Here is a 25,380-nt window from a genome sequence, read left to right as displayed (position 1 = left end):
GTCGAAAATGACGATAAAAATTAATACAGGATTTTTATAAGTTATGCCGTCGCACACATGACGATCACACCGTTTCCAACCGGGCATAGGCGGCAACCAGCCATTTAATGCCCTGTCCTTGAAACGCGACCTGTAGACGGGCGTGATCGCCACTGCCTTCCAGATTCACGATCGTCCCTTCACCAAACTTCGCATGGCGAACTCGCTGCCCCAATTTGTAGCCGCTGTCGTTTTGCGTCACGGGTGTGCCGAGGCGCTGATGATTCACCGGGCGGGAGACGCTGGCGCGTAGCCGCACTTCTTCTACACACTCTTCAGGCAGTTCGCCAACAAATCGGGAAGGTCGATGATAGGCTTCTTTTCCGTATAAACGGCGGGATTCGGCGTAGGTTATCGTCAGCTTTTGCATCGCACGCGTCACGCCGACGTAAGCCAGACGGCGCTCTTCTTCCAGACGCCCGCCTTCATCCAGCGACATCTGGCTGGGGAACATGCCTTCTTCCATGCCGACGATAAACACCTGTGGGAACTCCAGCCCTTTCGCCGAGTGTAGCGTCATGAGCTGTACCGCGTCCTGATTGGCATCCGCCTGACCTTCCCCCGCTTCCAGCGCGGCATGCGACAGGAAAGCCTGAAGCGGCATCAGATCCTGATCTTCTTCCTGATAGCTGAACTGGCGCGTGGCCGTCACCAGTTCTTCCAAGTTTTCTACCCGCGCCTGCCCTTTCTCGCCTTTTTCCTGTTCGTACATACTCCACAGGCCGGAATCTTTAATCACCCGGTCGGTTTGTACATGCAGCGGCAGCTCAGAGGTTTCATAGGCCAGTGCATCGATCAGTTCGATAAAGCGTTGCAGCGATGCCGCCGCGCGTCCCGCCAGCACTTTCTCCTGCAACAGCGCCCGCGTGGCTTGCCATAGCGTCAACTGACGATCGCGTGCCGTCTGGCGTACGACATCCAGCGTGCGATCGCCAATGCCGCGCGTCGGCGTATTCACCACTCGCTCGAACGCCGCATCGTCGTTACGATTGGCGATCAGGCGCAGATAAGACAGCGCGTCTTTAATTTCCTGACGTTCGAAGAAGCGCATGCCGCCGTAGATGCGGTACGGCATACTCTGCTGCAATAGCGCTTCTTCCAGTACGCGCGACTGGGCGTTACTCCGGTACAGAATGGCGTTATCCTTCAGCGCTCCGCCATTCTCCTGCCAGGTTTTAATCCGGTTGACGACGTAACGCGCCTCATCCAGTTCATTGAACGCGCAATACAGCGAGATAGGTTCACCCTCTGCGCCATCGGTCCACAGATTTTTTCCGAGTCGTCCACCGTTGTGGGCAATCAGCGCATTCGCCGCTTTCAGAATATTGTTGGTCGACCGATAGTTCTGCTCCAGACGGATCGTTTCTGCGCCGGCGAAATCTTTCAGGAACAGCTGAATATTTTCGACCTGCGCCCCGCGCCAGCCGTAAATCGACTGATCGTCATCCCCGACGATCATCACTTTAGCGCTATCGCCCGCCAGCATACGGATCCAGGCGTACTGAATGCGGTTGGTATCCTGAAATTCGTCCACCAGAATGTTGGTAAAACGCTCACGATAGTGGTTCAACACATGCGGTTTGTTCAGCCACAGCTCGTGCGCACGCAGTAGCAGTTCGGCGAAATCCACCAGCCCGGCGCGATCGCACGCTTCCTGATAGGCCTGATACACGCGCTGCCACGTTTGCTCGATAGGGTTGCCGTAGCTTTCAATATGCTGCGGACGCAGACCTTCATCCTTCTTCCCATTGATGAACCACATCGCCTGACGCGGCGGCCACTGTTTCTCGTCCAGATTAAGTGCCCGAATCAGGCGTTTCAACAGACGCAGCTGATCTTCACTGTCCAGAATCTGGAAATCCTGCGGCAGATTGGCATCCATATGGTGCGCACGCAGCAGGCGGTGTGCCAACCCGTGGAAGGTGCCAATCCACATGCCGCCTTGGCTGGTGCCGATCAGGTGATCGATACGATGGCGCATCTCCGCCGCCGCTTTGTTGGTAAACGTCACCGCCATGATGGAGTACGGTGAGCAGTTTTCGACAGACAAAAGCCAGGCTATGCGATGTACCAGTACCCGCGTTTTGCCGCTGCCTGCCCCCGCCAGCACCAATAAATTGCTGCGCGGCGCGGCTACCGCGTCACGCTGTTTGTCGTTGAGGCCATCGAGCAGATCAGAAACGTCCATAGGTACGGGTTATCCGGTGACGGGAAACGCTGCACATGTAAGTAATGTCGATCGTTTAAGCATCCGAGATACACGGGGCGACCACAGGGGTGAGGCCTCCCTGCGGGAACCTCCCCTCGTGTTTCCCCTAATAACGGGCTTAAGTGACCAGTATTAGCACATGTAAGGAGCATTTCCACTGGTGATTTATACAGATTAATGCGGTGATTATAGCAATGCCGACAACGATGCCAACCGCGAAATTTCAATATGCGGCAGCAGCCGGGCATCCGCAATCTGCGTCAGGCTACCTTCACGCAGGTTAATCCAGCAGGCCTGCATACCGCAGCGGATCGACCCCGCGACATCGGTCGTAAGATCGTCACCCACGTGCAGGATCGCATGCAAAGGCAGATTGAGCTTTTCCGCTGCCAGATGGTACATGTCATCAAACGGTTTGGCGCGACCGTGTGGGCCCGCACGCAGGATGAACGAAAAATAGCGATCGAGACCAAAGCGATGCGGCTCAGCGTTACCATTGGTGATGGCGGCCAGCGGCACTTTCTCGGCTAACGCCGCCAACGTCTGGTGGGTCTCTTCGGTAATCGTAATCTGGCTGCGCCAGTAGGCAAAGTTTTCCATTGCCGCGTTTGCGCCATCCTTAGCTTCTGCGGCACTCAGTCCACGTTCTAACATGGCCAGTTCAGCCGCACGGCGACGCCACTCAGTGACGTCGTGATAAATGTCTGGCTCGCGCTCAAGCAAGGTCTGGCGTAAATTCTGAAAATCATCCGCCTGAAAATCACAAAGTGCAGGATGGTACTGTTGCAGAAAGCGGATTGACTCTTGCCCTGTGCGCCGGATGACTTCTGCATTGTCGTAGAGCGTGTCATCCAGATCGAACGTGATCGCACGGATCGGGCCAAGAGATCGGTAAAAATGCATCAGGGTTTCCCTCGTTTGGCGCGTGGATGCGCAGCATCGTACACGGAGGCTAAATGTTGAAAATCAAGATGGGTATAAATCTGTGTTGTAGACAAGTTGGCGTGGCCAAGCAGTTCTTGCACCGCCCGTAAATCACCGCTGGATTCCAGCATGTGCGTCGCAAAGGAGTGACGCAGCTTATGCGGATGGACATGGCTATTGACGCCCTGCTTAACGCCCCATTCGGCAAAACGCTTCTGTACGTTACGCATCGAAATGCGTCGTCCCTGATTGGAAATGAACACGGCATCATCCTGTGGGCCAAACAGTTCACGCAGCGCCAGCCAGCGTTCCAGCCAGGTTACCGCCATTTTTCCTATCGGCAATTTGCGCTCTTTACTGCCTTTCCCCATCACCCAGATTTCACCGCTGGCCAGATCGATATGCTGACAGTCCATACCGACCATTTCCGCCAAACGCAGCCCCGCACCGTACATCACTTCGAGCATCGTGCGGTCGCGCACGGCAAGGGGATCGTCTGGATCGATCTCCAGCAGCCGGTCCATTTCATCCACATCCATATTCTTTGGCAACGGCCGTCCGGCTCGAGGCGTGGATACCCCTTTCGCCGGGTTCGCCGCCAGTGCGCCGCGTGATACCATCCAGTCGAGAAAGCTACGTAACGCCGACAGACGCAACGCCAAGCTCCCTGAATGCAGGCCATCGCGCTTACTGCGGGACACCACGGAACGCACGCCAGCGGCATCCAGCTTACGCCAGTCAGTCACACCCGCCGCAGAGAGAATGGTGATAACCGCTGACAGTTGACGCAAATAGCTGGTCTGCGTCAGCGGACTTAGCTGACGTTCTACTTTCAGATAACGCAGGAAAGCCTCAACATCGGCGTGTAAAGGGGAAGAGGAAGGCACCTCCGGTGACACGGGCTGTCGGCTCATACCCGCTCAACCCAGCGCGCCAGCATCGCCGGCAGCATCATGGCCATTTGCTGGAGCAGTACGGTTCCCATGCCATCCTGATAATGATGACTGTCACGGCTGCTGAAAATCAGCACGCCCAAATCGTGGTTATTGCCCATCAGCGACAGCGCAACTGACCCAATCTGCCTAGCCTGTGGCAGCAGGAGCAACAGTTCCGGCCCGTTCAGACTGCCAAGATAATGGTTGCTTTGTCCGAAACGCTGAATGCGCAACGGCTCAAATGTGGTGCGATTTAGCCCAAGGTGGGTAAAACCGGATGGCGCGCCAATACGCCATTTATCGCTGAACAGACGAACCGTCGCCCCCGCCAGACCAAGCTGGCGCGCCCAGCGCTGCAACCGATCCAGCATGTCCGTCAGGCTATCCGCCGATGCCAATTCAGTTTGTAATCCAAGCAGGCGATTGAACAACGTTTCGTTCGCCCCTGCCTGTTCCATAAGCAGCGTAATTTCTTCCTCAAGCTGAGTAATGTGGTTACGCTGACGCGCCAGTTGCCATTCCACCAGCGACACGGTTCCCCGAACGGGGTGAGGAATGCGCATCTGCTCGACAGGACGCGCATTACGGATAAAAAAATCGGGATTCTGTTGCAGGAACTGCAAAACCATCTCGTCACTGAGTGCGATCTCGCGCTCTGCCTGTTCCTCGACATTCTTCATAAATGAATAAATCCATCGTAGACATGCGTTGCAGGCCCGGTCATGAATAACGGATGTCCCGGCCCATCCCACTGAATATCCAAATCCCCGCCCGGCAGAGATACGCGAACGTTCGCGGACAATAACCCCTGCTGGATCCCTACCGCCACGGCGGCACACGCGCCGCTACCACATGCCTGCGTTTCTCCCGCACCGCGCTCGTATACCCGCAGACGGACCGTGTGGCTATCGACAACCTGCATAAAACCAATGTTGGCACGCGCGGGAAAACGCTCGTGACTTTCCAGCAGCGGCCCCAGCGTTTCCACCTGCGCCGTGTCCACATCCTCAACCTGAATCACACAGTGCGGGTTACCCATCGACACCACGCCGCACAGCACCGTGTGCTCGTCGGCACGCATGATGTAGGTTTTTTCTGCTTTGACCGCGCGAAACGGCACCTGTTGCGGCTCGAAATTGGGTTCGCCCATATTGACGCGCACCAGATCATCATCCGTCACAGACAGCACCATCCGACCCGTCTGCGTACTGACGGCGATATCACGCTTGTTGGTCAGCCCTTTCAGGCGAACAAAACGCGCAAAGCAGCGCGCACCGTTTCCGCACTGTGCCACTTCACTGCCATCCGCGTTAAAAATACGGTAATGAAAATCCAATTCAGGATCGTAAGGCGGTTCAACGACCAGCAGTTGGTCAAACCCGACACCACAGTGCCGATTCGCCAAACGGCGAATCAATTCGGGTGAAAAATAAACGTTTTGCGTAACGGCATCAACAACCATGAAATCGTTGCCTAATCCGTGCATCTTAGCGAACTGCATTGTCCTGACTCCCCCGCTGATTTAACCGGGCGCGATAAACCTCTACGTGACCGATTATCTATTGTTGTCGTCACACATTAAGGATGCATTGACGCTTTCTTTTGCGGCGGTTGGCTCTCGTTTTGCTGAGTCGTTGACGCACCGGATTTGCCATCGGCAGGCATATACAGCGGACCTTTCAGGCCACAACCGAATAAACTCACTACTGCTAACACCAGAAAAAGCTGGCGAAATACGTTCTTCATCACGTTAAGACCTGTCATTCATACTCGTATGCTCTCTATAATCGCAGGTGGATCATGAAAATCAATAGGAATCGAAAATGAACGATAGCGAGTTCCACCAATTAGCCGACGAACTCATGCTTCAGTTGGAAGAAACGCTTGATCGGTTTGAGGGGGATGCCGACATTGATTACGAAACCAACGGTGGCGTGATGACGTTGAGTTTTGAGAACGGCAGCAAAATCGTGATTAATCGGCAGGAACCGCTGCACCAAATCTGGCTGGCAACCAAGGTTGGCGGTTACCACTTCAACCATCAGGAAACACGCTGGATATGCGATCGCAGCGGTGAGGATTTTATCACGCTGCTGTCATCAGCCTGTTCGGCTCAGGCCGGAGAAGCCGTTCGCTTCGAGTGACGACCACGTTTTCAATCGTATCACGGCACGCTGTACCTCAGCGTCGCCCTGATAATACCAGAGCCAGCACCAGCAACAACAGCATGCCGATACCCATCATATTCACCAGCGGCCAGCCGCTGGTCAGCGCCATCAGGCTCCCGGCAGATAGCGAGGTCAGCAGCGGGACAGACGTCATTGATACGCCAACCAGCGTAGAACACAGCGTCATCAGGGAAATAATGCTGCCGGTCAGCCCTTGCCCGAGCGCCAGCAGTATCAGATTTCGGCGTTGCAACGAATCCATCAATGCATCCTTTTCTGAATACGCTGAAAGCCGAGTATAGATAGAATGGTTATAAAATCTGTAGCCGCTGCTTCGTTGTCATCACCTTATCATCCAGCACGGGTGTAATACACAGATGAGAAAGTGCGCTGCTGCGGAACGGGATCACCTGCGTGCGGCCGTCCAACTGCACGATTTGGTAGAACTGCGGCAGGTTGAAATTGATAAAACTGGAACCATAAGTAAAGCGATCGTGCGACGACGAATAGAAGCGGCTGACATCGCGCACCAGTTCTTCTTTACTGCCTTCACAGTGGTGATAGACCTCAACGCGATTCGATTCATCCAGAATATAGATATTAAAACCCTGATTTTCAGTCAGATCTTCGAAGAAGAACTGGATGATCCCTTCGCTGGCGACGCCATCGACCACCGGCGGTAAATGGACATGGTTGGTTTCAACCTGAACCGTCTGACCTTGCAGTTTGTTGTTGGAAATGGCGCCATAAAACTCGACCGCATTTTCCAGCCTCTGCACCGACACGCTCAGCCGCTCAAAGAACAGCCCCCAGGTTTGACCCGCGACTTTCACCGCTTTGAAGCGACCCGGCTCCTGACGCGTACTGGACAAGCGCAGTTCAATGCACTCGGATACTAATTGCTGCACACGAGTACGAATCAACCCACGCAGGTGCTGGCTGTAGCAGAACACTTCCAGCGATTCCGGCAGCGCCGCATCCTGATGCATTTTGCCCAAAATGGTTTTCAGCGCTTCCAGCACCGCTTGCTCGCCGCTGAAATGCAGTGTACGCACTTCATTCCACGAGTTGCGATACAGTAGATCGATACTGCCAACCAGACACTGCTGCTGCTGGCCGAAGCTGAACACATCCAAATGGCGGAAATCGAAATGCACGACCTGATTGCGGAAAGCTGCGGTAGGGTCGTGTTCCAGATTGACGATAATCGCCAGATGGCGAATTTCACACGGGCTGTACAGCGCCTTCGGCGTTGGCGCAGGCAAGCGCAGCGGGAAGTGGCTGGACACATCGTCTACCAGCGCTTGCAGGCGCGTGATATCGCACAGCTCGTTGCCTTTAATGTACAGGCGCGTGCTCGGCGTCAGCAGGCCATTAAAATAGGCCCACGCCACTAGCTTGTTCAGATAGCGGTTATATTCCAGCGGCTGATGGCTGATGATCGCATCCATTGACGGTGCCTGATTGTACAGGTACCAGCCAGAGCGGTTCGCACGACCCGGCGGAACATAGATAAAGGTTAAATTCGGCTCCGACAAATCGGGCGAAATTTGTGGGTTCAGTAGCGTGACTTTGCCCGGCAGCGCTTCAAATGCTGCATACAGTTTACGGGTCAACACACCGATATCCTGCGGGCTGGCGCTGACGCTCAGATTATTACGGCGGGCGAAGCGGATCAGATTGCGATAGGTCTGCATCATCGCGTCCAGCAGTTCATTATGCGCTTCACGTACCTGTTCGATTTTCCAGTTAGCGCGGTTATCCAGCATGGCCAGATGTTCGTCGCTCCATCTCCATTCTTGCACCAGTTGGCTCAGAATCTGGCGACGCCAGCCAACGCAGGCTTTTTCTCTGGAGAGCTTTTCACAGACTTTTAAGTAGAAACATCGACGCGCCAGATCGAGACGTGTGGGATCGTTGATCGCCGTCAGGTAGTGCGTCACGCGATCCAGCATCATGCAGTAAGGATCAAGGCCGAACGAGACGATCTCACCATCATGCAAGCGTTTTTTAATTTCGGTCGACAGCAGGCTGGTATCTGGATATTCCCAGGAATAGGCTTCCAGCAGCAGCGTTTTCAATACGGCTTTATAAGGAGAATCGATACTTTTATAGAGCTGCCAGAGGCTCGCGCCGAAGTATTCTTCCGCCGATAGCGTACTTAAGCCGCCTAAATCCATCCACTCGTTAGGTGCCAGCGCGCCCTGTGAGTACAGCGACAGCACATATTCGTCGTAGTGAGATTCTTCTTCGACCGGCACCATGTTCCACAGAATGCGTTTGCCCGCCATACGCACAGCGGTACGGTAGAATTCGTCGAGTAACAAGATATGCTGCGTGGTGCCGCAGTCTTCACCGCTCAGGCTACCGCTTTCATTGTGGCGGAAGCGGCTTTCATCCATCAGGAAGAAACTGACCTCTGCGCCCTGCGCTGCGGCCCACTGCTCCAGCAGCGAACACTTCTTCTGTAGAAGCTGGCGCTCTTCGCTATCCAGCCAGGATTGGTGGCACACCCAGATATCGAGATCGGAGCTACAACTCTGCCCGATAGATGAGGTACTTCCCATGGAATAAATGCCCGTGATCGGCAGTTCGCCCTGCGGATGAGAAGCCTCAAACTGACCCCAACGCAGCGCAAGGCTATCAAGATACTGTTGTTGTTTTTCATCGGGCGTGTGAGTGCAGATACCGTGAGGCACCTTGCCTTCAAGGTAGCCGGGCATCAACGGGTGATGATGATGTAATAAAATGGGCAGAAGACTGTAAACCTGCTGAAAAGCGGGCCTCATTGCTCCCAGAGCACGGTCAACACGCAGTTGGTTGATCGCATCCAGTCTTTGCTTCAAAGTCTCGATGTAGAAGTACAAGACGTTTCGCCTGATTTATCCCAGTGCCTAGAAAAACCCCGTGTTCCAAATCCGCCATGATGAAATTAGAAGAATGTTTAGCGAATTATTGCTAGAAACGTGATCAATTTAACACCTTGCTGAATGGGCGTAAAGAAAGTAAAGAAAGTTAGACTTATCTATCTTGCCTTATTACGCATTTCTCTACCCAACTGCATCAGCACGGTCTTCTATCTCTATGTGCGGCACCCGAATTTCAGACCGTTTTAAAAGGCGCGCCGCTCATGCCCACAACCTGACACCAACGCACCATCAATGATACGATGGCGGAAAATGATAAAAACGGTATCAAGCATGTTAGCCAATATTATTAGAATTGCCACCCGACAAAGCCCACTAGCCCTGTGGCAAGCACGATATGTTCAGCAGAGTCTGAATCACCTCTACCCGGATTTACCCGTAGAACTGGTGCCAATGGTAACCCGCGGCGACATCATCCTGGATACGCCACTGGCTAAGGTCGGCGGTAAGGGATTGTTTGTTAAAGAGCTGGAATTGGCGCTGCTTGAAGGGCGCGCCGATATTGCCGTCCACTCCATGAAAGATGTGCCTGTCGAATTCCCTGATGGCCTCGGCCTGACCACGATTTGCGAACGCGACGACCCGCGTGACGCGTTTGTTTCCAACCACTACGATAGCCTCGAACAGTTACCGGAAGGCAGTTGCGTCGGCACTTCCAGCCTGCGCCGCCAGTGTCAACTGCGCGCCCGACGTCCCGATCTGGTGATTCGTGATTTACGCGGCAACGTCGGAACACGTCTGTCAAAACTGGATAGCGGCGACTATGACGCCATTATTCTTGCCGTCGCCGGCCTGAAACGCCTCGGCCTTGAAGCACGCATCCGCTGTGCGTTGAGCCCGGAAGAATCTTTGCCCGCCGTCGGACAAGGCGCGATAGGTATCGAATGCCGTTTAAATGACGAGCGTACTCGCCAACTCCTTGACCCACTCAATCACCCGGCTACCGCTGCCCGCGTCCTGGCTGAACGTGCCATGAATGTGCGCCTTGAAGGTGGCTGTCAGGTGCCGATTGGCAGCTATGCCGAACTGGAAGGCGATACGCTGTGGCTGCGAGCGCTGGTTGGCGCTCCGGACGGAAGCCACATGATCGTCGGTGAACGTAGAGGCAGCGTCTCCGACGCCGAAAAAATCGGTATTGCGCTGGCTGAAGATCTGCTCGCCAAAGGAGCCAGCGCTATCCTTCAGGCCGTTTATCACAAATCGAGCTCATCATGACGATTCTGGTTACCCGTCCGTCACCAACTGGCGAACAACTGGTGACCCGTTTAAGGAAGCTTGGCTATCACGCCTGGCACAGCCCGCTGATCGAATTTTCTCCTGGACGAGAACTCGCCCGCCTGCCAGCCTTGTTACAGGCACTGCGCGCCGACGACCTGGTGTTCGCACTCTCACAACACGCGATTCATTACGCCGATCCGATGCTGGCACGAGAGGGCATCAGTTGGCCCACCCATCTCGCTTATTATGCGATTGGCCGCACCACGGCGCTGGCGCTGCATAAAACCAGCGCCCACCCGGTAACTTATCCTCCTGAACGCGAAACCAGCGAAACACTCCTGCAACTGCCTGACCTGCAAAATGTTTCCGGCAAACGCGCGCTATTGCTGCGCGGCAACGGCGGCAGAGAACTGCTGAGAGAAACGCTAACCGAACGCGGCGCACAGGTGACCTACTGTGAATGTTATCAGCGCAGAGACGTTCATTATGATGGGCCAGAGCAAAGCCGCCACTGGCAACAAATAGGCATCGACAAACTGGTGATCACTAGCGGAGAAATGCTACAACGGATCTATACTTTAGTACCTGATTACTATCGGGCTTCATGGTTACTCGGCTGCCAGTTGATCGTCGTCAGCGAACGACTGGCAGAACAAGCCCGTCAGCTTGGCTGGCACGACATCCGGGTCGCCGATAACGCCGATAACGATGCGCTTGTGCGCGCACTACAATAAACCTGATCATGGGATGTACCATTATGACGGAACACAATACCCCCACAGCTCCATCCGACGAGGTTGCTGAACGGGTTGAACCCGCGCATCAGCAACAGGATCCCGCACCGCAACCCAAACGCAGTGGTGCCGTGCTGGGGGCAATCGCGATTGTCATTGCGCTGGCGATAGGCGCGGGGCTGTATTACCACGGCCACCAGCAGGCGCAGCGGGAAACCGCTACGCTTCAACGTCTGGAAGCACAGTTAAACGCCTTGCAGCAGCAACACAAGCAAGAGCAACAGCAGTGGCAGGACGCTCAGCAGCAGCAAAGCAAAGTGCAGGACTCGGCCGCACAGCGTCTTGAGGCGCTAACGCGTCAGTCAGATGAACTGCGCGATAAGCTGGCGGCACTTTCCAGCCATGACACTAATACCTGGCTGATCGCTCAGGCCGATTTTCTGGTGAAACTGGCAGGACGTAAGCTGTGGAGCGACAAAGACGTCACCACCGCAGGCGCGTTGCTGAAAAGCGCGGACGCGAGTCTGGCGGAAATGAACGATCCCAGCCTGATTGAAATCCGCCACGCACTGACCAGCGACATCGGCGCACTGGCAGGCGTGAGTCAGGTGGATTTCGACGGTATCATCCTGAAAGTGAACCAGCTCACCGACCAGTTAGACAACTTGCAGCTCGCCGATAACAACACCGATGAAGCGCCGATGGACGCCAACAGCACTGAGCTGTCGGCCTCCTTGAGCGAATGGCGACAAAATCTCAGCAAGAGCTGGCATAATTTCATGGCGGATTTTATCACCATTCGTCGCCGCGACAGTGCAGCCGAACCGCTGCTGGCACCGAATCAGGACGTGTACCTGCGCGAAAACATCCGTTCACGTCTGCTGGTTGCCGCCCAGGCCATTCCTCGTCACCAGAATGAAGTGTACAAACAGTCTCTGGAAACGGCCGCAACCTGGGTTCGCGCCTACTTCGATACCACCGATCCCACAACGCAGGCCTTTTTGGATCAGCTCGATGCCTTAAGCCAGCAGTCAGTTTCACTGGATGTGCCCACGGAGCTACAAAGTCAGCCGCTGTTGGAAAAACTGATGCAAACGCGCGTTCGTAACCTGCTGGCTCAGGCGCCAGCCATGCAGCAGGGGGAATGAACATGCTAAAAGTCTTATTGCTGTTCCTGATCCTGATCGCGGGCGTTGTCGTCGGCCCAATGATCGCAGGCCATCAGGGCTATGTCCTGATCCAAACGGATAACTATGATATTCAAACCAGTGTGACCGGTCTGGTCATCATGCTGGTGCTGTTTTTCCTCGCCTTTCTGGCGGTGGAATGGGTGCTCCGCCGGATCTTTCGTACCGGCGCCCGCACGCGTGGCTGGTTCCTCGGCCGCAAACGCACTCGCGCCAGAAAGCAAACCAAAGCCGCGCTTCTCAAGCTGGCCGAAGGGGATTATTTACAGGTAGAGAAGCTGCTGACTCGCAATGCCGATCATGCCGAGCAGCCCGTAGTGAACTATTTGTTGGCTGCCGAAGCCGCCCAACAGCGCGGTGACGAATTCCGTACCAAGCAATACCTGGAACGTGCAGCGGAGATTGCGGATACCGATCAGCTCCCGGTAGACATTACGCGCGTGCGCATTCAGCTCGCGCGTAATGAAGATCATGCCGCGCGGCACGGCGTGGACAAACTGCTGGAAGTTGCGCCCCGTCATCCAGAGGTGCTGCGTTTAGCGGAACAGGCTTTTCTGCGAACCCACGCCTATAGCGCACTGCTAGATATTCTGCCTGCGATGCGCAAGATCAATCTGTTTCCTGAAGCGCGTTGGCTGGATCTGCAACAACAGGCCTATATCGGCCTGATGAATCAGGCGATGGCAGATGGCGGCAGCGAAGGGCTGAAATCGTGGTGGAGTAATCAGAGCCGCAAAGTACGCCACGAGATCCCGCTTCAGGTCGCGATGGCTGAGCATTTGATCGAGTGTGACGATCATGATACCGCTCAGAAAATCATTCTCGACGGCCTTAAACGTCAATATGATGAGCGCTTGATCCTGTTGATGCCCCGCCTCAAAGCCGGAAATCCAGAGCAGTTGGAAAAAATGCTTCACCAGTACATCAAGCAGCAGGGAGCAACGCCGCTGTTGAACAGCACGTTAGGTCAATTGCTGATGAAACACGGTGAGTGGCAGCAGGCCAGCGATGCCTTCCGCACTGCACTGGAACTCCGCCCAGACGCTTATGATTATGCCTGGCGCGCCGACGCTCTCGATCGGTTGCGTCTGCCGGATGAAGCCGCGCAAATGCGGCGCGAAGGACTACTGCTCACGTTACAGCAACCTGTCGACTGATCGCTACGCCATCCCTTGCATAAGGCTCCTTTTTGGAGCCTTTCTCTTTTATGGATTGTTTTTTATAGACTGTTTCATCTAACCCGACGCAGACACGGCTACCGAACATTTCCATCAGACGAAAAAAAACGCTTACCGATAAACGGTAAGCGTTGAAAATATCAGGTCTGTCAGACAACAGAATGGTGCCTCACTCAACGTTATGTCCGGAAAGCCCGATGGAGATTTGCATCTTCATCTGGAGTTGGACGATAGGCACCTCAAATTGGCTCTGCGTCATTCCCAGGATTATGAAGCCGAAGCAAACATAGAAGGTGGAATGAGCATCTACACATATATTTAAGCACAAATTATGCCAATATACATAATTTTATTACCATCGCCCTATGAATTCATGATAACCCGCTAATAATAAATACTATTTTCATTTCCTCACTCGAAGAAAAGCAAACGTGTAATGGGCGATGAAAACGAGACCGGTCTCACAAAAAATGTCGCTATTCAGAGACGGATTTATCAAGAAAAATATTAACTATTATTAATCAATGGATTGAATGTCTCTCTTTTGCGACAGCAGATCCCCCCAAGTGTCGTGTTTTTCCGACAGTCCTATCAAAGCTGCTGATTTAACATGCTTAGTCGGGCACGATAGCCGTTACGAATATGCTGGCAAGCAGCCTCTTGTGCCGCGTTCTTATCACGCCGCACCAGCGCTTCCACAATGGCCTGATGTTCACGCCGCGCTTCTTCGGTACGTTCCGCCGATTCATAGGTGGTTCCGCGCAGTAGCGACAGATGAATACGCAGGTTTTCCAGCATCTCGTTCAAATACGGATTATGGGTCGCCCGATAAATCTGTCGATGAAAAAGCCGGTTATGATCGTGCAGTTGCCTGCTATCAGTGAGCGTCTTCTCCACATCAACCATATCCTGCAACAATTCCAGTTCTTCTGCCGAAGCAGAAGCTACAGCAAGCTCCATCGCCAGCCGTTCTAACCCTTCACGCACGGCGAAAAGCTGACGTAGCCGCTCATAGCTGATCTGCGCGATCATCAGTCCACGCTGTGGGCCCGGCTCCACCAGTCCCAACGCTTCAAGGCGGTGCAGCGCCTCACGAATCGGCGTGCGACTTAGTCCGAACTGCTTCGCCAGCCGCGTTTCCTGTAAACGTTCACCGGGCAGTAACTCACCTTTCTCGATCGCGTTAATCAGTATCTCGAACGGCGAGAGCGCCAGCGCTTTGTCGTTAAGTGTTAAATTCATAGTCCCTTGATATATCGTGTGACGGTCAGAATAAGGCCACGTGCAGACGGGCAAAACACCTCACCTTTCGTGGTGGTTCGCACATTCATGCTGCACTACGGATCGTCATGCATTGAGAAAAATTCAAGTTTGCCCGACGCCCTGCCTTTAGCAAGATATCGCATCGCATATTTTGTACTTAGCTTAGCGAAAAAGCGTCTTTGTCACTGAATGGGCGATTGCATATGCTTTTCACCACACACTGTATACAAATGCATTCAACAAGACAAAACGTGAATTCCAGAACCGTTCGGCTGTCCTGACAATATCATCGCGTTTTCGTTTAAGGAGCTCTTACGATGTCTGCCACCCCGACGTTTCCTCGCGGCGATGCGCTCACCCAGTTCATTCACACCGCGCCGACGATGGCGATTCCCGATGCCGTCTGGCACGAAGCCAAGCGAGCGCTCATTGACTATCTGGGCGTCGCCATTGGCGCAGTAGGCGATGACGCCGCCAGCGCGGTTCAACGCGTGGCACAACGCTGGCAGGCACGAGGCACTGCGCAAGTCATTCTCGGTGCGCAAACCACACCAGCGCTGGCCGCGCTGATCAACGGCACGCTTTCTCACGCGGCTGATTATGATGATACGCATCCGGCTGGCGCGGGGCACCCCAGCGGCCCTTGCTGGTCTACCGCACTGGCAATGGCACAGCACTATGGAGCGGACGAGCGCACAACGCTTATCGCGTTCATCACCGGATTTGAAGTCATGGCCCGGCTCGGAGGCGGCTGGGTGCCCGGCGTGGGACGCAGCCTGCAACGTCGGGGCTTTCATCCGACGTCAATTGTCGGGCGCGCGGGGGCGGCTGCCGTCGCTGCGTCTATCCTGCACCTGCAACCCAATGCCATTGCCAATGCGCTGGGCGCTGCCGCCACCATGATGGGAGGATTGCAGAAATCATCCGGTACGCACGGTAAGCCGTTTCATGCAGGCAAAGCGGCAATGGACGGCATCACAGCAGCAGAATTGGCTGACGAGGGCTTTATTGCCGCCCACCATTTTTATGAAACCGATGGCTGGGTGAAAACGTTCGTGCAGGACGGCAGCGCCGTTATCCCACCGCTCGATTTTGGCGATAGCTGGGAACTGCTGGGCAATGGCTACAAGCTGTATGCCAGTTGTCGGGGAACCCACGCGTCAATTGAAACCGCGCTTAAGCTCTATCCACAGTTAGAAGGCCGCGCAATCACCCGCATTCATGCCAAAGTCCACCCGATGGGCATGGTGAACGCGGGAATCGCCAACCCGCAAACCCCACTGGAGAGCAAATTCAGCATTCCACACTGTATTGCGTTGGCGCTGAGCGGCTACCGCCTCACCGATACAGACTTTACGCAGCAGACCGTTGACGATCCGGCACCACGCCAGCTGCTGTCGCACCTACAGCTTGACACTGTCGAGGGGCAACCAGCCAGCTCTGCGTTTATCGATATCGAACTGGAAGACGGCGAAATCTTGCATGCGGAAACCGAGGTTTATCGCGGCCACCCGCAAAACCCGCTGACCGACACAGAGCTGCGCGCCAAGTTTGACGCGCTAACCCTCCCCGTATTAGGGGAAGCCCGTAGCAATCGACTCTATCAGGCGGCTTTCCACTTTGAGCAGCCGGGTGCGCTCGCGACGCTCACTGAACTGCTGGCGGGCTAATACGTTGTCGTTAGACATAAGCAATTCGGCATAAATAACTCGACATAAAACAATGTGGCATAAAACATTTCACGATAACGACAGGATACTTTCATGACCATTGCCCGCCAGCTTGCCCATAATCTGCTGGAGTTCTCTCGCCAGACGTTTCCTGCCGACGTATTGGCACACGCCCGTACCGCCCTCATTGACACGCTGGGCGTCACGCTCGCAGGGGGAATTCAGGATGGGGCGCACAAACTCAGGGCGGTGATCGTTCCCTCCGCCGCCGTGGGAAAGAGCCGCATTTTCGGCACCGACCTCTCACTGAACGCGCTGGACGCAGCGTTATTAAACGGCACATCCGCGCATTTGCTCGACTTCGACGATTCCAACTCCTGGCTGCATGGGCATATTTCCGTTGCCGTGCTTCCCGCACTGCTGGCATTGGCCGACGAGCAGGAAGCTGATGGCGAAGCGATCCTACACGCCTACCTGTGCGGCTATGAAACGGCGGTACGCATGGGCAAAGCCGTCAGCCCTTTTCAATATCGTAACGGCTGGCACCCGACAACGTCCGTCGGCATTTTCGCGGGTGTCGCCGCCTGCGCAGTGCTGTTGAAGCTTAGTGAAGAAGAAACCGCCACGGCTTTTGCAATGACCGCATCGCTGGCCTCTGGCATAAAGTCCAACTTTGGCAGCCAGACGAAATCGCTGGCGGTCGGTCATGCTAACCGCAGTGCCGTCATGGCGGTATTATTAGCGCGTCAGGGATACAGCGCGGGGGACACCGCATTTGAACATCACCACGGCTATTTCAACGTCTATAATCGTGCCGCCGAAAACGTCGAGACTACGCCGTTAACCGAGCCTTGGTCCGCGTCGTCTCATATTCTGGATCCCATAAAAGGGAATAACTTTAAATATTTCCCCTGCTGCTACGCCATTCTGGCACCGTTGGACGGGCTACTGGCGCTGCGCGAGGAAACCGGGCTGTCTCCCGCGTCGCTGGAACGTATTCAGATTGCCATCCACCCCATCCGTTTCCCGCATATCAACATTCCCGCACCGGAGACACCGCTGGCAGGGAAATTCAGCCTGCATTACTGCATTGCCCGCGCCTGGGTGCAAGGGAAGCTGACGCTGGATGATTTTATTGACGATGCGGCGCTGCATGACCCGACCACACAGTCGCTGATGGCACGCGTTGAGCTGATCTGCCATGACGAAAGCACCACGCATACAGCACACGTCACGTTAGTGACCCGCGACGGCCACGCCTACCATCGTCGCGTAGCGGGTGCACGGGGTTCCAGCGCGGATAACCCGCTGCCTGATAACCTGATCGTGGAAAAATTTATCGACTGCGCCAGTCAGGCTTTGCCACGCACTGAGGCGCTGGCACTCTACCAACGTCTGCTACATGACAATTATCGTTAACCGCAGGAAGGATGCTTGATACGTTTCGATCGCATCAGGCATTATCATTTGTTCTACCACGCGATGGGTTCCACCATGCTAGATCTTGTTCCACCCGATATCTCACCGCTCTTTGCCGGTATCCTGATTTTTTGCAGTTTCCTGACATCGGCGCTAACGGCGGCGTTGGGTTTGGGCGGCGGCGTCACCTTGCTTGCCATCATGGGGCTGGGTATGCCGGTCAGTAGCCTGCTTCCTGTTCACGGTATCGTACAGCTTGGCTCCAACCTGAGCCGTAGCCTGATCCAGCGTCTCTATATCGTTTGGCCGCTGGCGCTGTGGTTTTTTATCGGTAGCGTTATTGGCATCGCCATGGGTGCGCCTGTTGCGGTGTGGATCCCGGACAATGTGGCAAAAATCGCGCTGGCTCTTTTCATTTTGTGGTCCGTTTTTCGTAAACGCACCGCGCCAAAACCAATTAACCGACTGTTCTTCATTCTGGGCGGCGCGCTCACCAGCCTCGGCACCATGATCGTCGGCGCAACAGGCCCAATGGTTGCTGGACTTATCAGCTCTCAGGGGATGACCAAACAGCCGCTTATCGCCACTCATGCATTCTGCATGGTGCTACAACACGGCCTGAAGATATTGGCATTCGGAATGATGGGGTTTGCCTATCACGACTGGCTGCCGATGCTGGCAGCGATGATTATCAGCGGCGTATTGGGCACCTGGTTGGGCACACGCCTGCTGGATAATCTGCCCGAAAAGCTCTTTCGTACCACCTTTCGCCTCACCATGTTGATTCTCAGCGCCCAGCTGATTTGGCAAGGCGTACAAGGCCTGCTCGCTCACTAATTCTTCCACTCTGTGCCTTGTCGACAGCGCAAGGCACGGCTCTCCTTTCCCTTCAAATCCTCCCCACGATAGCTATATCTACTATTCAGCTTTAGATAGAGAAATATGCTATTTGCCATTTGAAGGCAACACTGAGAACATTTGTATACAAAAGAACGCATCACAATAAAAACAATTAATTACAAGATGTTAAAACAACACCGATCATTCTGAGGATACTTATGCTGAGAAAACTACTCTCATTGACGACCGCCACAGCGCTGACTTTAGCGGGTCTTCTGCTGCCCGTCGCCCACGCCAATGCCGCTGATGCTGGAAATGGCGAAACGCTCAAAAAGATCAAAGCACGCGGTGAACTGGTTTGCGGCGTGCACCCGGCGCGCCACGGCTTTTCCGCGATTGATAGCAAAGGACAGTGGACTGGGCTGGACGTCGATTATTGCCGCGCAGTAGCCGCCGCTATTTTTGGCGATGCGAGCAAAGTGCGTTTTGCCGCTCTGTCTACCGCGCAACGTTTCCCGGCAATTCAGTCTGGTGAAGTAGACGTGCTGTCACGCAACATTACCGCTGATTTGTCGCGCGATACGTCGCTGGGGCTGAACTTCGCCCCGCCAACCTTCTATACCGGTACAGGCTTTATGGTGCGAGCCAGCGCCAATGTGAAGAAAGTGGAAGATCTGGATGGCGCGACCGTCTGCATCACACCGGGCAGCAGCACCGAGCGCAACGTCGCGCAGATTTTCGCGTCGCGCAACCTGCATTACACCCCAGTAGTTATTGAGAACAACAAAGAATATGTCGCGGCCTATCTGTCAGGGCGCTGCGACGTCATTGCCCGTGACAAAGTGGCGTTGCCCGGTGTGCGTACCTTTGATGCAGAAAAACCTGCTGATCACGTGATTCTGCCGGGGATTTATTCCAAAGAGCCGCTGGCGATGGCGGTTCGTCAGGGTGACGATCAGTGGTACGACATTGTGAAATGGGTGGTGTACGCCACGTTCAACGCGGAAGAGATGGACATTGGCCAAAAGAACGTGGACAGCAAACTCAAATCAACAGATCCGGATGAACAGGCGCTGCTTGGGGTCACCGGTGATTATGGTCAGAAACTGGGGCTGAATAATCAGTGGGCTTACAACCTGATTAAGCAGGTAGGGAATTACGGCGATATTTATAACCGTCATTTCGGGCCAGACACCCCGGCCCCGCTGGAGCGCGACCTGAATAATCTCTGGACGAAAGGCGGACTGCTCTACGGCTTGCCTATTCGTTAAGTCACCACGCTACTGGCGTCAGCGCGGAAATCGTCGGCTGACGCCATAACACCGCATTCACGCATCGCTGTCATCGGGGGCGTGTTCCACTCGGTAATGACCACAAGAAAAGACCGCCGGTAATGAAATCACCAAACAAGACGCTGTCGTCAGTCTCTGCACCGCTGTGGCCAGGAACGCTATCTTATTCGCGCCGTCTGTTGAACGCGTTTGACAGCAAAGCGCTACGCGCCTGGATTTATCAGTGCCTGCTCGGCCTCCTGATTGTCGCTTTCAGCTATTGGCTGTACGCCAATGTGGTCGAGAACCTGCGTTCGCAGAATATTGCGACAGGCTTTGGCTTCCTCGACCACGCAGCACAGTTTGAAATTGGTGAAAAGCGCATCGCGTTTACGCCACGCGACAGTTATCTGCGTGCGCTTGGTGTTGGTTTACTCAATACCCTGTACGTCACGCTATGTGGCATCGTGCTCGCCACACTGCTGGGTTTTTCCCTCGGCATCGCCCGCGTCTCCCGCAACTGGCTACTGGCACGGCTCGCCGGAGGCTACATCGAGCTAATGCGCAATATTCCGGTGATCTTGCAGGTGATTTTCTGGTCGGTGGTGATCCGTAACCTACCTTCGCCACGGGATGCTATCGAACTGGGCAACCTGGGCTTTCTGACCAATCGCGGCCTGTCTTTTGCCGTTCCTGCCGCACACCACGGCTGGCTGTGGACCGGAGTCGCCCTGCTTATCGCGGTACTGATTAGCCTGATCCTGAATCGCGTCGCACGCGATGTTCGGGAAAGTCGAGGACGCGTGCTGCCGACAGGTCGCCTGACGCTGGCTGCGCTCATCGGGTTACCGCTGCTGGTCTGGTGGCTTTCCGGCGCACCAGCGGAACTTGACCGCCCAATCCTACGCGGCTTTAACTTTCGCGGCGGTTTTACCGTCAGCCCTGAATTTACCGCCCTGCTGCTCGGCATTGCGCTCTATTCCTCTGCGTTTATTGCAGAAATCGTGCGTGCGGGGATTCAGTCTATCCCCAAAGGTCAACTGGAAGCGGCACGTGCGCTGTCCTTTTCGCCGTGGCACATGATGCGCCACATCATCATTCCACAGGCCATGCGCGTCATCGTTCCGCCGCTGACCAGTCAGTATGTCAGCCTGTCAAAAAACAGCTCGATCGCGGTCGTGGTGGGTTACCCAGAGCTGGCGAACATCAGTAACACGCTGATGAATCAGACCGGTCAGGCACTCGAAGTGATTGCCATCATGATGGTGGTTTACCTGACGGTCAGCATCGTGACATCGCTGTTGATGAACCTGTTTAACCGCATCGTCGCCATCAAAGAGCGCTGAGGAGCACCGTATGTTATTTCCGCCCCTGTCACTCTCCACCGTTCCCAGCCGCCTGCGTACGCCGCTGCTGTGGCTGCGCCGTCATCTGTTCAGCAGCGTGCCGCAAACCGCGCTCACCCTGCTACTGGCGGTGCTGATGTGGAATGTCGGCAATACGTTGCTGCACTGGGGGATTATTAATGCCGTGTGGTACACCGCTGACCCGGAAATCTGTCGTGCCGCCGCCAGCGCCTGCTGGGCGGTGATCGTGGAAAAACATCGGCCTATTCTGTTTGGCCTCTATCCTTACGATGAACACTGGCGTCTGGTGCTGGCGATGGGAATCTGGTTTCTGGCTCTCGGCCTGTCGCTGATGCCGCGCTTCTGGCATTCACGCATCCTCTTACCGCTGTGGATCGTCGCTATCGTCGGCATCGCCATCCTGATGTCCGGCGGCGTGTTGGGATTATCTTATGTACCTTCCAGCGAATGGGGCGGACTACCGCTGACGATTCTGCTGTTTAGCGGCACCGTCGTCATCGGGATGCCGGTTTCGGTTCTGCTGGCGCTGGGGCGGCGATCGCCGTTGCCCTTTCTGCGCGGCCTGTCGGTTATTTTTATCGAAAGCCTGCGCGGCGTGCCGCTCATCACGATTCTGTTTGTCGCCGTTAACGTTTTCCCGCTATTCCTGCCCGCTGGCATGGAAATCAACAAGCTACTGCGCATCATCATCGGTATCGCGCTGTTTTTCGCCTGTTATCAGGCCGAGGTGATTCGCGGTGGTTTACAGTCCGTTCCACGCGGGCAATACGAAGCGGCGATGGCGCTCAACCTCAGCTATTGGCACACGACAAGCAAAATCGTCCTACCGCAGGCGCTGCGCATCTGCCTGCCCGCCATGACCAACCATATTATCGCCGCCATGAAGAACACCTCGTTCGTCATCATTATCGGGCTGTTCGACATCCTCACCGCCACCAGTTCAGTGATGCAGGATCCGCTATGGCGGCGCTATTACATTGAAACGTACCTTTTCATCTCGGCTATCTACCTGCTGTTTGGCTTCTTGCTCTCACGCTACGCGCTGTGGGTGGAAAAACGCATTGATGCCAGCCGTAACCCAGAAACGTATCACGGTTAAGCGATAGCCGTTGATGAAAACACCGACAGGAGCTTTGTTATCATGAGCTTAGCTGCAGACACTATAGCTACAAATAATGTAGCTACAAATAATGTAGTTACAGACAATGCAATTACAAACAGTATCGTTACAAACAACGACGTCATTATTGAGATCGACGCCGTCAGCAAATGGTACGGTGCGTTTCAGGCGCTGAATAACGTGACGCTGAACGTGGAGAAAGGCGAGCGTGTAGTGATTTGCGGCCCTTCCGGCTCCGGCAAATCCACGCTCATCCGCTGCATTAATCGACTGGAAGAACACCACGACGGACACATCCGCGTGAAGGGTATTGAGGTCAATGACAACATCAAGAACATCAATCGCGTGCGCGCCGGCATCGGTATGCTGTTCCAGCAGTTCAACCTGTTTCCCCACCTGAGCGTACTGGATAACCTGACGATTGGCCCGACGTTGGTCAAACAGCGTAAGAAGCAGGAAGCCATTGATTTAGCGATGTACTATCTGGAAAAGGTGCATATTGCCAATCAGGCGCATAAATTCCCGCTCCAGCTCTCTGGCGGCCAGCAGCAGCGCGTGGCCATTGCCCGGGCGCTGTGTATGCAGCCGGAAATCATGCTGTTCGACGAGCCCACTTCTGCACTGGATCCAGAGATGATTAAAGAGGTGCTGGATGTGATGCTCGATTTGGCTGAATCGGGTATGACGATGATCGTCGTCACCCATGAGATGGGGTTTGCCAAGACGGTCGCGGACAAGGTGATTCTGATGGCAGACGGCAGCATCGTTGAGTCCGCCCCGCCGCAGGCGTTCTTCAACACGCCATCACATCCGCGCACGCGCCAGTTTTTGGATCAGATCCTGAGCCATTAAGAGGCAAAAAATATCCGCGCCGGAAAACCGACGCGGATACATTAACAAAATCAGGAGATCTTAGCGGGAGGAGAGCTGTTCAAGACTTTGCTTCGCCATCTGATACAGATAGTGCGCGGTCGGGAACAGCGCGCGATCGTCAACGCGGAATTTCGGGTGGTGCAGCGCATACGGTCCGCCGGAGCCGACCATCATGAACGTACCCGGCAGTTTCTGCTGATAGAACGCAAAATCTTCACCAATCGGGCTGGCTTCCACGCGGCGAGCTTCAAACCCTTCGTCACTCGCCACATTCAGCGCAAACTCGACCCACTCCGGCGTATTGACCACCGACGGCGGCCCTGCGTGCCACAGGAACTCGATTTCCGCGCCAAAGGTGCTGGCGATACCCGCCACGATCTGACGGAAACGCTGTTCAATCAAATCACGCGCGTCCTGATTGAACGTTCTGACCGTGCCTTCAACGTAGGCAGTATCCGGGATAACGTTCCAGGTGCTGCCGCTATGGACCTGAGTAATCGACACCACCGCGTTGTTGTCAGAAGACACCGTGCGGCTAATGATGGTCTGTACGGCAGATATCAACTGACCCAGAATGATAATCGGATCGTTGCCTTCATGCGGCTTCGCAGCGTGACAGCCTTTCGCCGCAATTTTGATCTCAAAGCGGTCAACACCCGCCGTCAACGCGCCATCTTTCCCACCGATGACGCCAACAGGCAGCGTCGGATCGTTGTGGATACCGAAAATCGCTACCGCATTGTCCAACGCACCGACCGCAATGACTTCCGGCGCGCCCAGCCCAGTTTCTTCGGCAGCCTGGAATAAAATTCGCACCGTGCCTTTCAGCTCCGGCTCGATTTTCTTCAGCAGAATCGCCGCGCCCAGCGCCGCTGAGGAGTGAAAATCATGGCCGCAGGCGTGCATCACGCCTTTATTAAGCGAGGTGAATTCTACGCCAGACTCTTCTTCAATCGGCAGGGCGTCGATGTCAGAACGCACCACGACCAGTGGACCATCCTGAAGGCCGCCCACTTCCGCAACCAGACCGGTTTTCAGCGGCAGATCGAGGATACGAATCCCCTCTTTTTCCAATACCGCCCGAATCTTCTTCGTGGTCTCGAACTCCTGATTCGACAGTTCAGGATTGCGGTGTAAATCGTGGCGAAACGCCTGAATAAACTGAGCCAACGGCTCGTGCTGAGGTGCTGTTCTCATGAATACTTGCTCCACATTATCGTGCCTTGTCTCACAGAGCTGCCTTGTTCAGGCGTGCAGGTGTATCTACGTATGCGTTAAATATCGTACTCAAGCGGCTCAGGCAGCTTGGTCAACTGACGCAGGAAGCGCTGAGTTTGCGGGTTGTCCGAAAAACTAATGACCTGCTCCGCCGGGCCTTCTTCAACGATGTGGCCGTCCGCCATGAAGATTACACGGTCAGCCACTTCTTTCGCAAACTGCATTTCATGGGTAACGATCACCATCGTGGTGTCGTTCTTCGCCAGCTTCTGAATCACCTGAAGCACTTCGTGTACCCTTTCCGGGTCCAGCGCCGAGGTCGGTTCATCAAACAAAATCGCCTTAGGATCCACTGCCAGCGCACGCGCAATACTCACGCGCTGCTGCTGCCCGCCGGATAACGTCACCGGATACTGCGCCGCCTGCGGCAGCAGACCGACTTGCTCCAGCAGCGCCAGACCAATTTCATCCGCCTGCTTCTTCGGCATTTTTTTCACGACAATCAGCGCTTCCGTTACATTCTCCAGCGCCGTCTTGTTCTTAAACAGGTTATAGCTCTGGAACACCATCGCCGTCTGGCGGCGCAGCGCGTAGGCTTCTTTAGAGGTGAAACGACGCGTATCCAGCGTTTGGTCGCCAATTTGAATTGTGCCCGACTCTGGCGTTTCCAGCAGATTCAGACAGCGCAACAGCGTGGATTTACCCGAACCGGATGGACCGATAATCGCGACCACTTCGCCTTTCGCGATATCCAAACTGATGTTGTCCAACACCACCTGATCGCCAAAGCGTTTAGAAAGATTCTTTACACTGATCATGT

General features: G+C 54.8%; 23 protein-coding genes. 12 read left to right on the top strand and 11 right to left on the bottom strand.

From position 1 onward, the window contains the following. Positions 1–64: 64 nt before the first annotated feature. The 6 genes from uvrD to lptM form a co-directional block, all read right to left on the bottom strand. Positions 65–2,227 (bottom strand): DNA helicase II, encoded by a 2,163-nt coding sequence (gene uvrD, locus ACKQAD_RS02395; RefSeq protein ID WP_409158671.1) that lies wholly within the window; start codon positions 2,225–2,227, stop codon positions 65–67. A 207-nt stretch (positions 2,228–2,434) separates the two neighbouring features. Next, the gene (gene yigB, locus ACKQAD_RS02390) at positions 2,435–3,151 is read right to left on the bottom strand and encodes a 5-amino-6-(5-phospho-D-ribitylamino)uracil phosphatase YigB (protein WP_409158670.1); all 717 of its coding nucleotides are present in this window, start codon (positions 3,149–3,151) and stop codon (positions 2,435–2,437) included. Further along, complete coding sequence (gene xerC / locus ACKQAD_RS02385; protein ID WP_409158669.1) at positions 3,151–4,086, bottom strand: tyrosine recombinase XerC; 936 nt, start codon at positions 4,084–4,086, stop codon at positions 3,151–3,153. The genes yigB and xerC overlap by 1 nt, the downstream gene beginning before the upstream one ends. After that, positions 4,083–4,787 carry a DUF484 domain-containing protein gene (locus tag ACKQAD_RS02380; protein ID WP_409158668.1) on the bottom strand — a complete coding sequence of 235 codons (705 nt, stop codon included), beginning with the start codon at positions 4,785–4,787 and terminating at the stop codon, positions 4,083–4,085. The genes xerC and ACKQAD_RS02380 overlap by 4 nt, the downstream gene beginning before the upstream one ends. Next, a complete protein-coding gene (gene dapF / locus ACKQAD_RS02375) occupies positions 4,784–5,608 on the bottom strand; it encodes a diaminopimelate epimerase (RefSeq protein WP_409158667.1) in 825 nt (274 codons plus the stop codon). Before dapF ends, ACKQAD_RS02380 begins: the two co-directional genes overlap by 4 nt. Positions 5,609–5,685: 77 nt before the next feature. Next, positions 5,686–5,871: an LPS translocon maturation chaperone LptM gene (lptM, locus tag ACKQAD_RS02370; protein WP_409158666.1), complete on the bottom strand. Its 186-nt coding sequence runs from the start codon at positions 5,869–5,871 to the stop codon at positions 5,686–5,688. A gap of 59 nt (positions 5,872–5,930) precedes the next feature. Between lptM and cyaY the strand changes: the two genes are divergently transcribed. Continuing rightward, the gene (cyaY, locus tag ACKQAD_RS02365; protein WP_409158665.1) at positions 5,931–6,251 is read left to right on the top strand and encodes an iron donor protein CyaY; all 321 of its coding nucleotides are present in this window, start codon (positions 5,931–5,933) and stop codon (positions 6,249–6,251) included. 37 nt (positions 6,252–6,288) lie between these two features. On the opposite strand, the gene ACKQAD_RS02360 is transcribed toward cyaY, so the two are convergent. Both ACKQAD_RS02360 and ACKQAD_RS02355 read right to left on the bottom strand, forming a co-directional pair. Next, positions 6,289–6,537, bottom strand: a complete 249-nt coding sequence (locus tag ACKQAD_RS02360; RefSeq protein ID WP_409158664.1) for a hypothetical protein — start codon at positions 6,535–6,537, stop codon at positions 6,289–6,291. A 49-nt stretch (positions 6,538–6,586) separates the two neighbouring features. After that, positions 6,587–9,142: a class I adenylate cyclase gene (locus ACKQAD_RS02355; RefSeq protein ID WP_409158663.1), complete on the bottom strand. Its 2,556-nt coding sequence runs from the start codon at positions 9,140–9,142 to the stop codon at positions 6,587–6,589. A gap of 333 nt (positions 9,143–9,475) precedes the next feature. Between ACKQAD_RS02355 and hemC the strand changes: the two genes are divergently transcribed. From hemC to hemY, 4 genes are read left to right on the top strand one after another with little or no spacing between them, the layout of a single operon-like run. After that, a complete protein-coding gene (hemC, locus tag ACKQAD_RS02350) occupies positions 9,476–10,417 on the top strand; it encodes a hydroxymethylbilane synthase (protein WP_409158662.1) in 942 nt (313 codons plus the stop codon). After that, complete coding sequence (gene hemD / locus ACKQAD_RS02345) at positions 10,414–11,154, top strand: uroporphyrinogen-III synthase (RefSeq protein WP_409158661.1); 741 nt, start codon at positions 10,414–10,416, stop codon at positions 11,152–11,154. The genes hemC and hemD overlap by 4 nt, the downstream gene beginning before the upstream one ends. Before the next feature lie 23 nt (positions 11,155–11,177). Beyond that, the gene (gene hemX, locus ACKQAD_RS02340; protein WP_409158660.1) at positions 11,178–12,302 is read left to right on the top strand and encodes a uroporphyrinogen-III C-methyltransferase; all 1,125 of its coding nucleotides are present in this window, start codon (positions 11,178–11,180) and stop codon (positions 12,300–12,302) included. Positions 12,303–12,304: 2 nt separating this feature from the next. Beyond that, entirely contained in the window at positions 12,305–13,498 is a 1,194-nt protein-coding gene (gene hemY, locus ACKQAD_RS02335) for a protoheme IX biogenesis protein HemY (RefSeq protein ID WP_409158659.1), read from the top strand. 612 nt (positions 13,499–14,110) lie between these two features. On the opposite strand, the gene ACKQAD_RS02330 is transcribed toward hemY, so the two are convergent. After that, the gene (locus ACKQAD_RS02330) at positions 14,111–14,761 is read right to left on the bottom strand and encodes a GntR family transcriptional regulator (protein WP_409158658.1); all 651 of its coding nucleotides are present in this window, start codon (positions 14,759–14,761) and stop codon (positions 14,111–14,113) included. 338 nt (positions 14,762–15,099) lie between these two features. On the opposite strand from ACKQAD_RS02330, the gene ACKQAD_RS02325 reads away from it, so the two are divergent. The 7 genes from ACKQAD_RS02325 to ACKQAD_RS02295 all read left to right on the top strand — a co-directional run bounded on the left by ACKQAD_RS02325 (position 15,100) and on the right by ACKQAD_RS02295 (position 23,321). Next, complete coding sequence (locus ACKQAD_RS02325; protein ID WP_409158657.1) at positions 15,100–16,452, top strand: MmgE/PrpD family protein; 1,353 nt, start codon at positions 15,100–15,102, stop codon at positions 16,450–16,452. 93 nt (positions 16,453–16,545) lie between these two features. Further along, positions 16,546–17,871 (top strand): MmgE/PrpD family protein, encoded by a 1,326-nt coding sequence (locus ACKQAD_RS02320; protein ID WP_409158656.1) that lies wholly within the window; start codon positions 16,546–16,548, stop codon positions 17,869–17,871. A gap of 75 nt (positions 17,872–17,946) precedes the next feature. Beyond that, positions 17,947–18,708: a sulfite exporter TauE/SafE family protein gene (locus ACKQAD_RS02315; RefSeq protein ID WP_409158655.1), complete on the top strand. Its 762-nt coding sequence runs from the start codon at positions 17,947–17,949 to the stop codon at positions 18,706–18,708. Positions 18,709–18,929: 221 nt separating this feature from the next. After that, positions 18,930–19,982: an amino acid ABC transporter substrate-binding protein gene (locus ACKQAD_RS02310; protein WP_409158654.1), complete on the top strand. Its 1,053-nt coding sequence runs from the start codon at positions 18,930–18,932 to the stop codon at positions 19,980–19,982. A 122-nt stretch (positions 19,983–20,104) separates the two neighbouring features. Next, complete coding sequence (locus tag ACKQAD_RS02305) at positions 20,105–21,328, top strand: amino acid ABC transporter permease (protein ID WP_409158653.1); 1,224 nt, start codon at positions 20,105–20,107, stop codon at positions 21,326–21,328. Positions 21,329–21,338: 10 nt separating this feature from the next. Beyond that, the gene (locus ACKQAD_RS02300; protein ID WP_409158652.1) at positions 21,339–22,448 is read left to right on the top strand and encodes an amino acid ABC transporter permease; all 1,110 of its coding nucleotides are present in this window, start codon (positions 21,339–21,341) and stop codon (positions 22,446–22,448) included. 111 nt (positions 22,449–22,559) lie between these two features. Further along, positions 22,560–23,321, top strand: a complete 762-nt coding sequence (locus ACKQAD_RS02295; RefSeq protein ID WP_409158801.1) for an amino acid ABC transporter ATP-binding protein — start codon at positions 22,560–22,562, stop codon at positions 23,319–23,321. A 60-nt stretch (positions 23,322–23,381) separates the two neighbouring features. Here the strand turns inward: ACKQAD_RS02295 and ACKQAD_RS02290 are convergent, their stop codons facing one another. Both ACKQAD_RS02290 and ACKQAD_RS02285 read right to left on the bottom strand, forming a co-directional pair. Further along, entirely contained in the window at positions 23,382–24,539 is a 1,158-nt protein-coding gene (locus ACKQAD_RS02290; RefSeq protein WP_409158651.1) for a M20 peptidase aminoacylase family protein, read from the bottom strand. A 77-nt stretch (positions 24,540–24,616) separates the two neighbouring features. Then, on the bottom strand, positions 24,617–25,378 hold the full coding sequence (locus tag ACKQAD_RS02285; RefSeq protein ID WP_409158650.1) for an amino acid ABC transporter ATP-binding protein: 762 nt from the start codon (positions 25,376–25,378) through the stop codon (positions 24,617–24,619). Positions 25,379–25,380 lie beyond the last annotated feature (2 nt).

It is taken from the genome of Pectobacterium artocarpous (assembly GCF_046159765.1).
In the GTDB taxonomy this organism is placed as follows: domain Bacteria; phylum Pseudomonadota; class Gammaproteobacteria; order Enterobacterales; family Enterobacteriaceae; genus Pectobacterium.
This window is presented reverse-complemented; position numbering and strand designations above follow the sequence as displayed.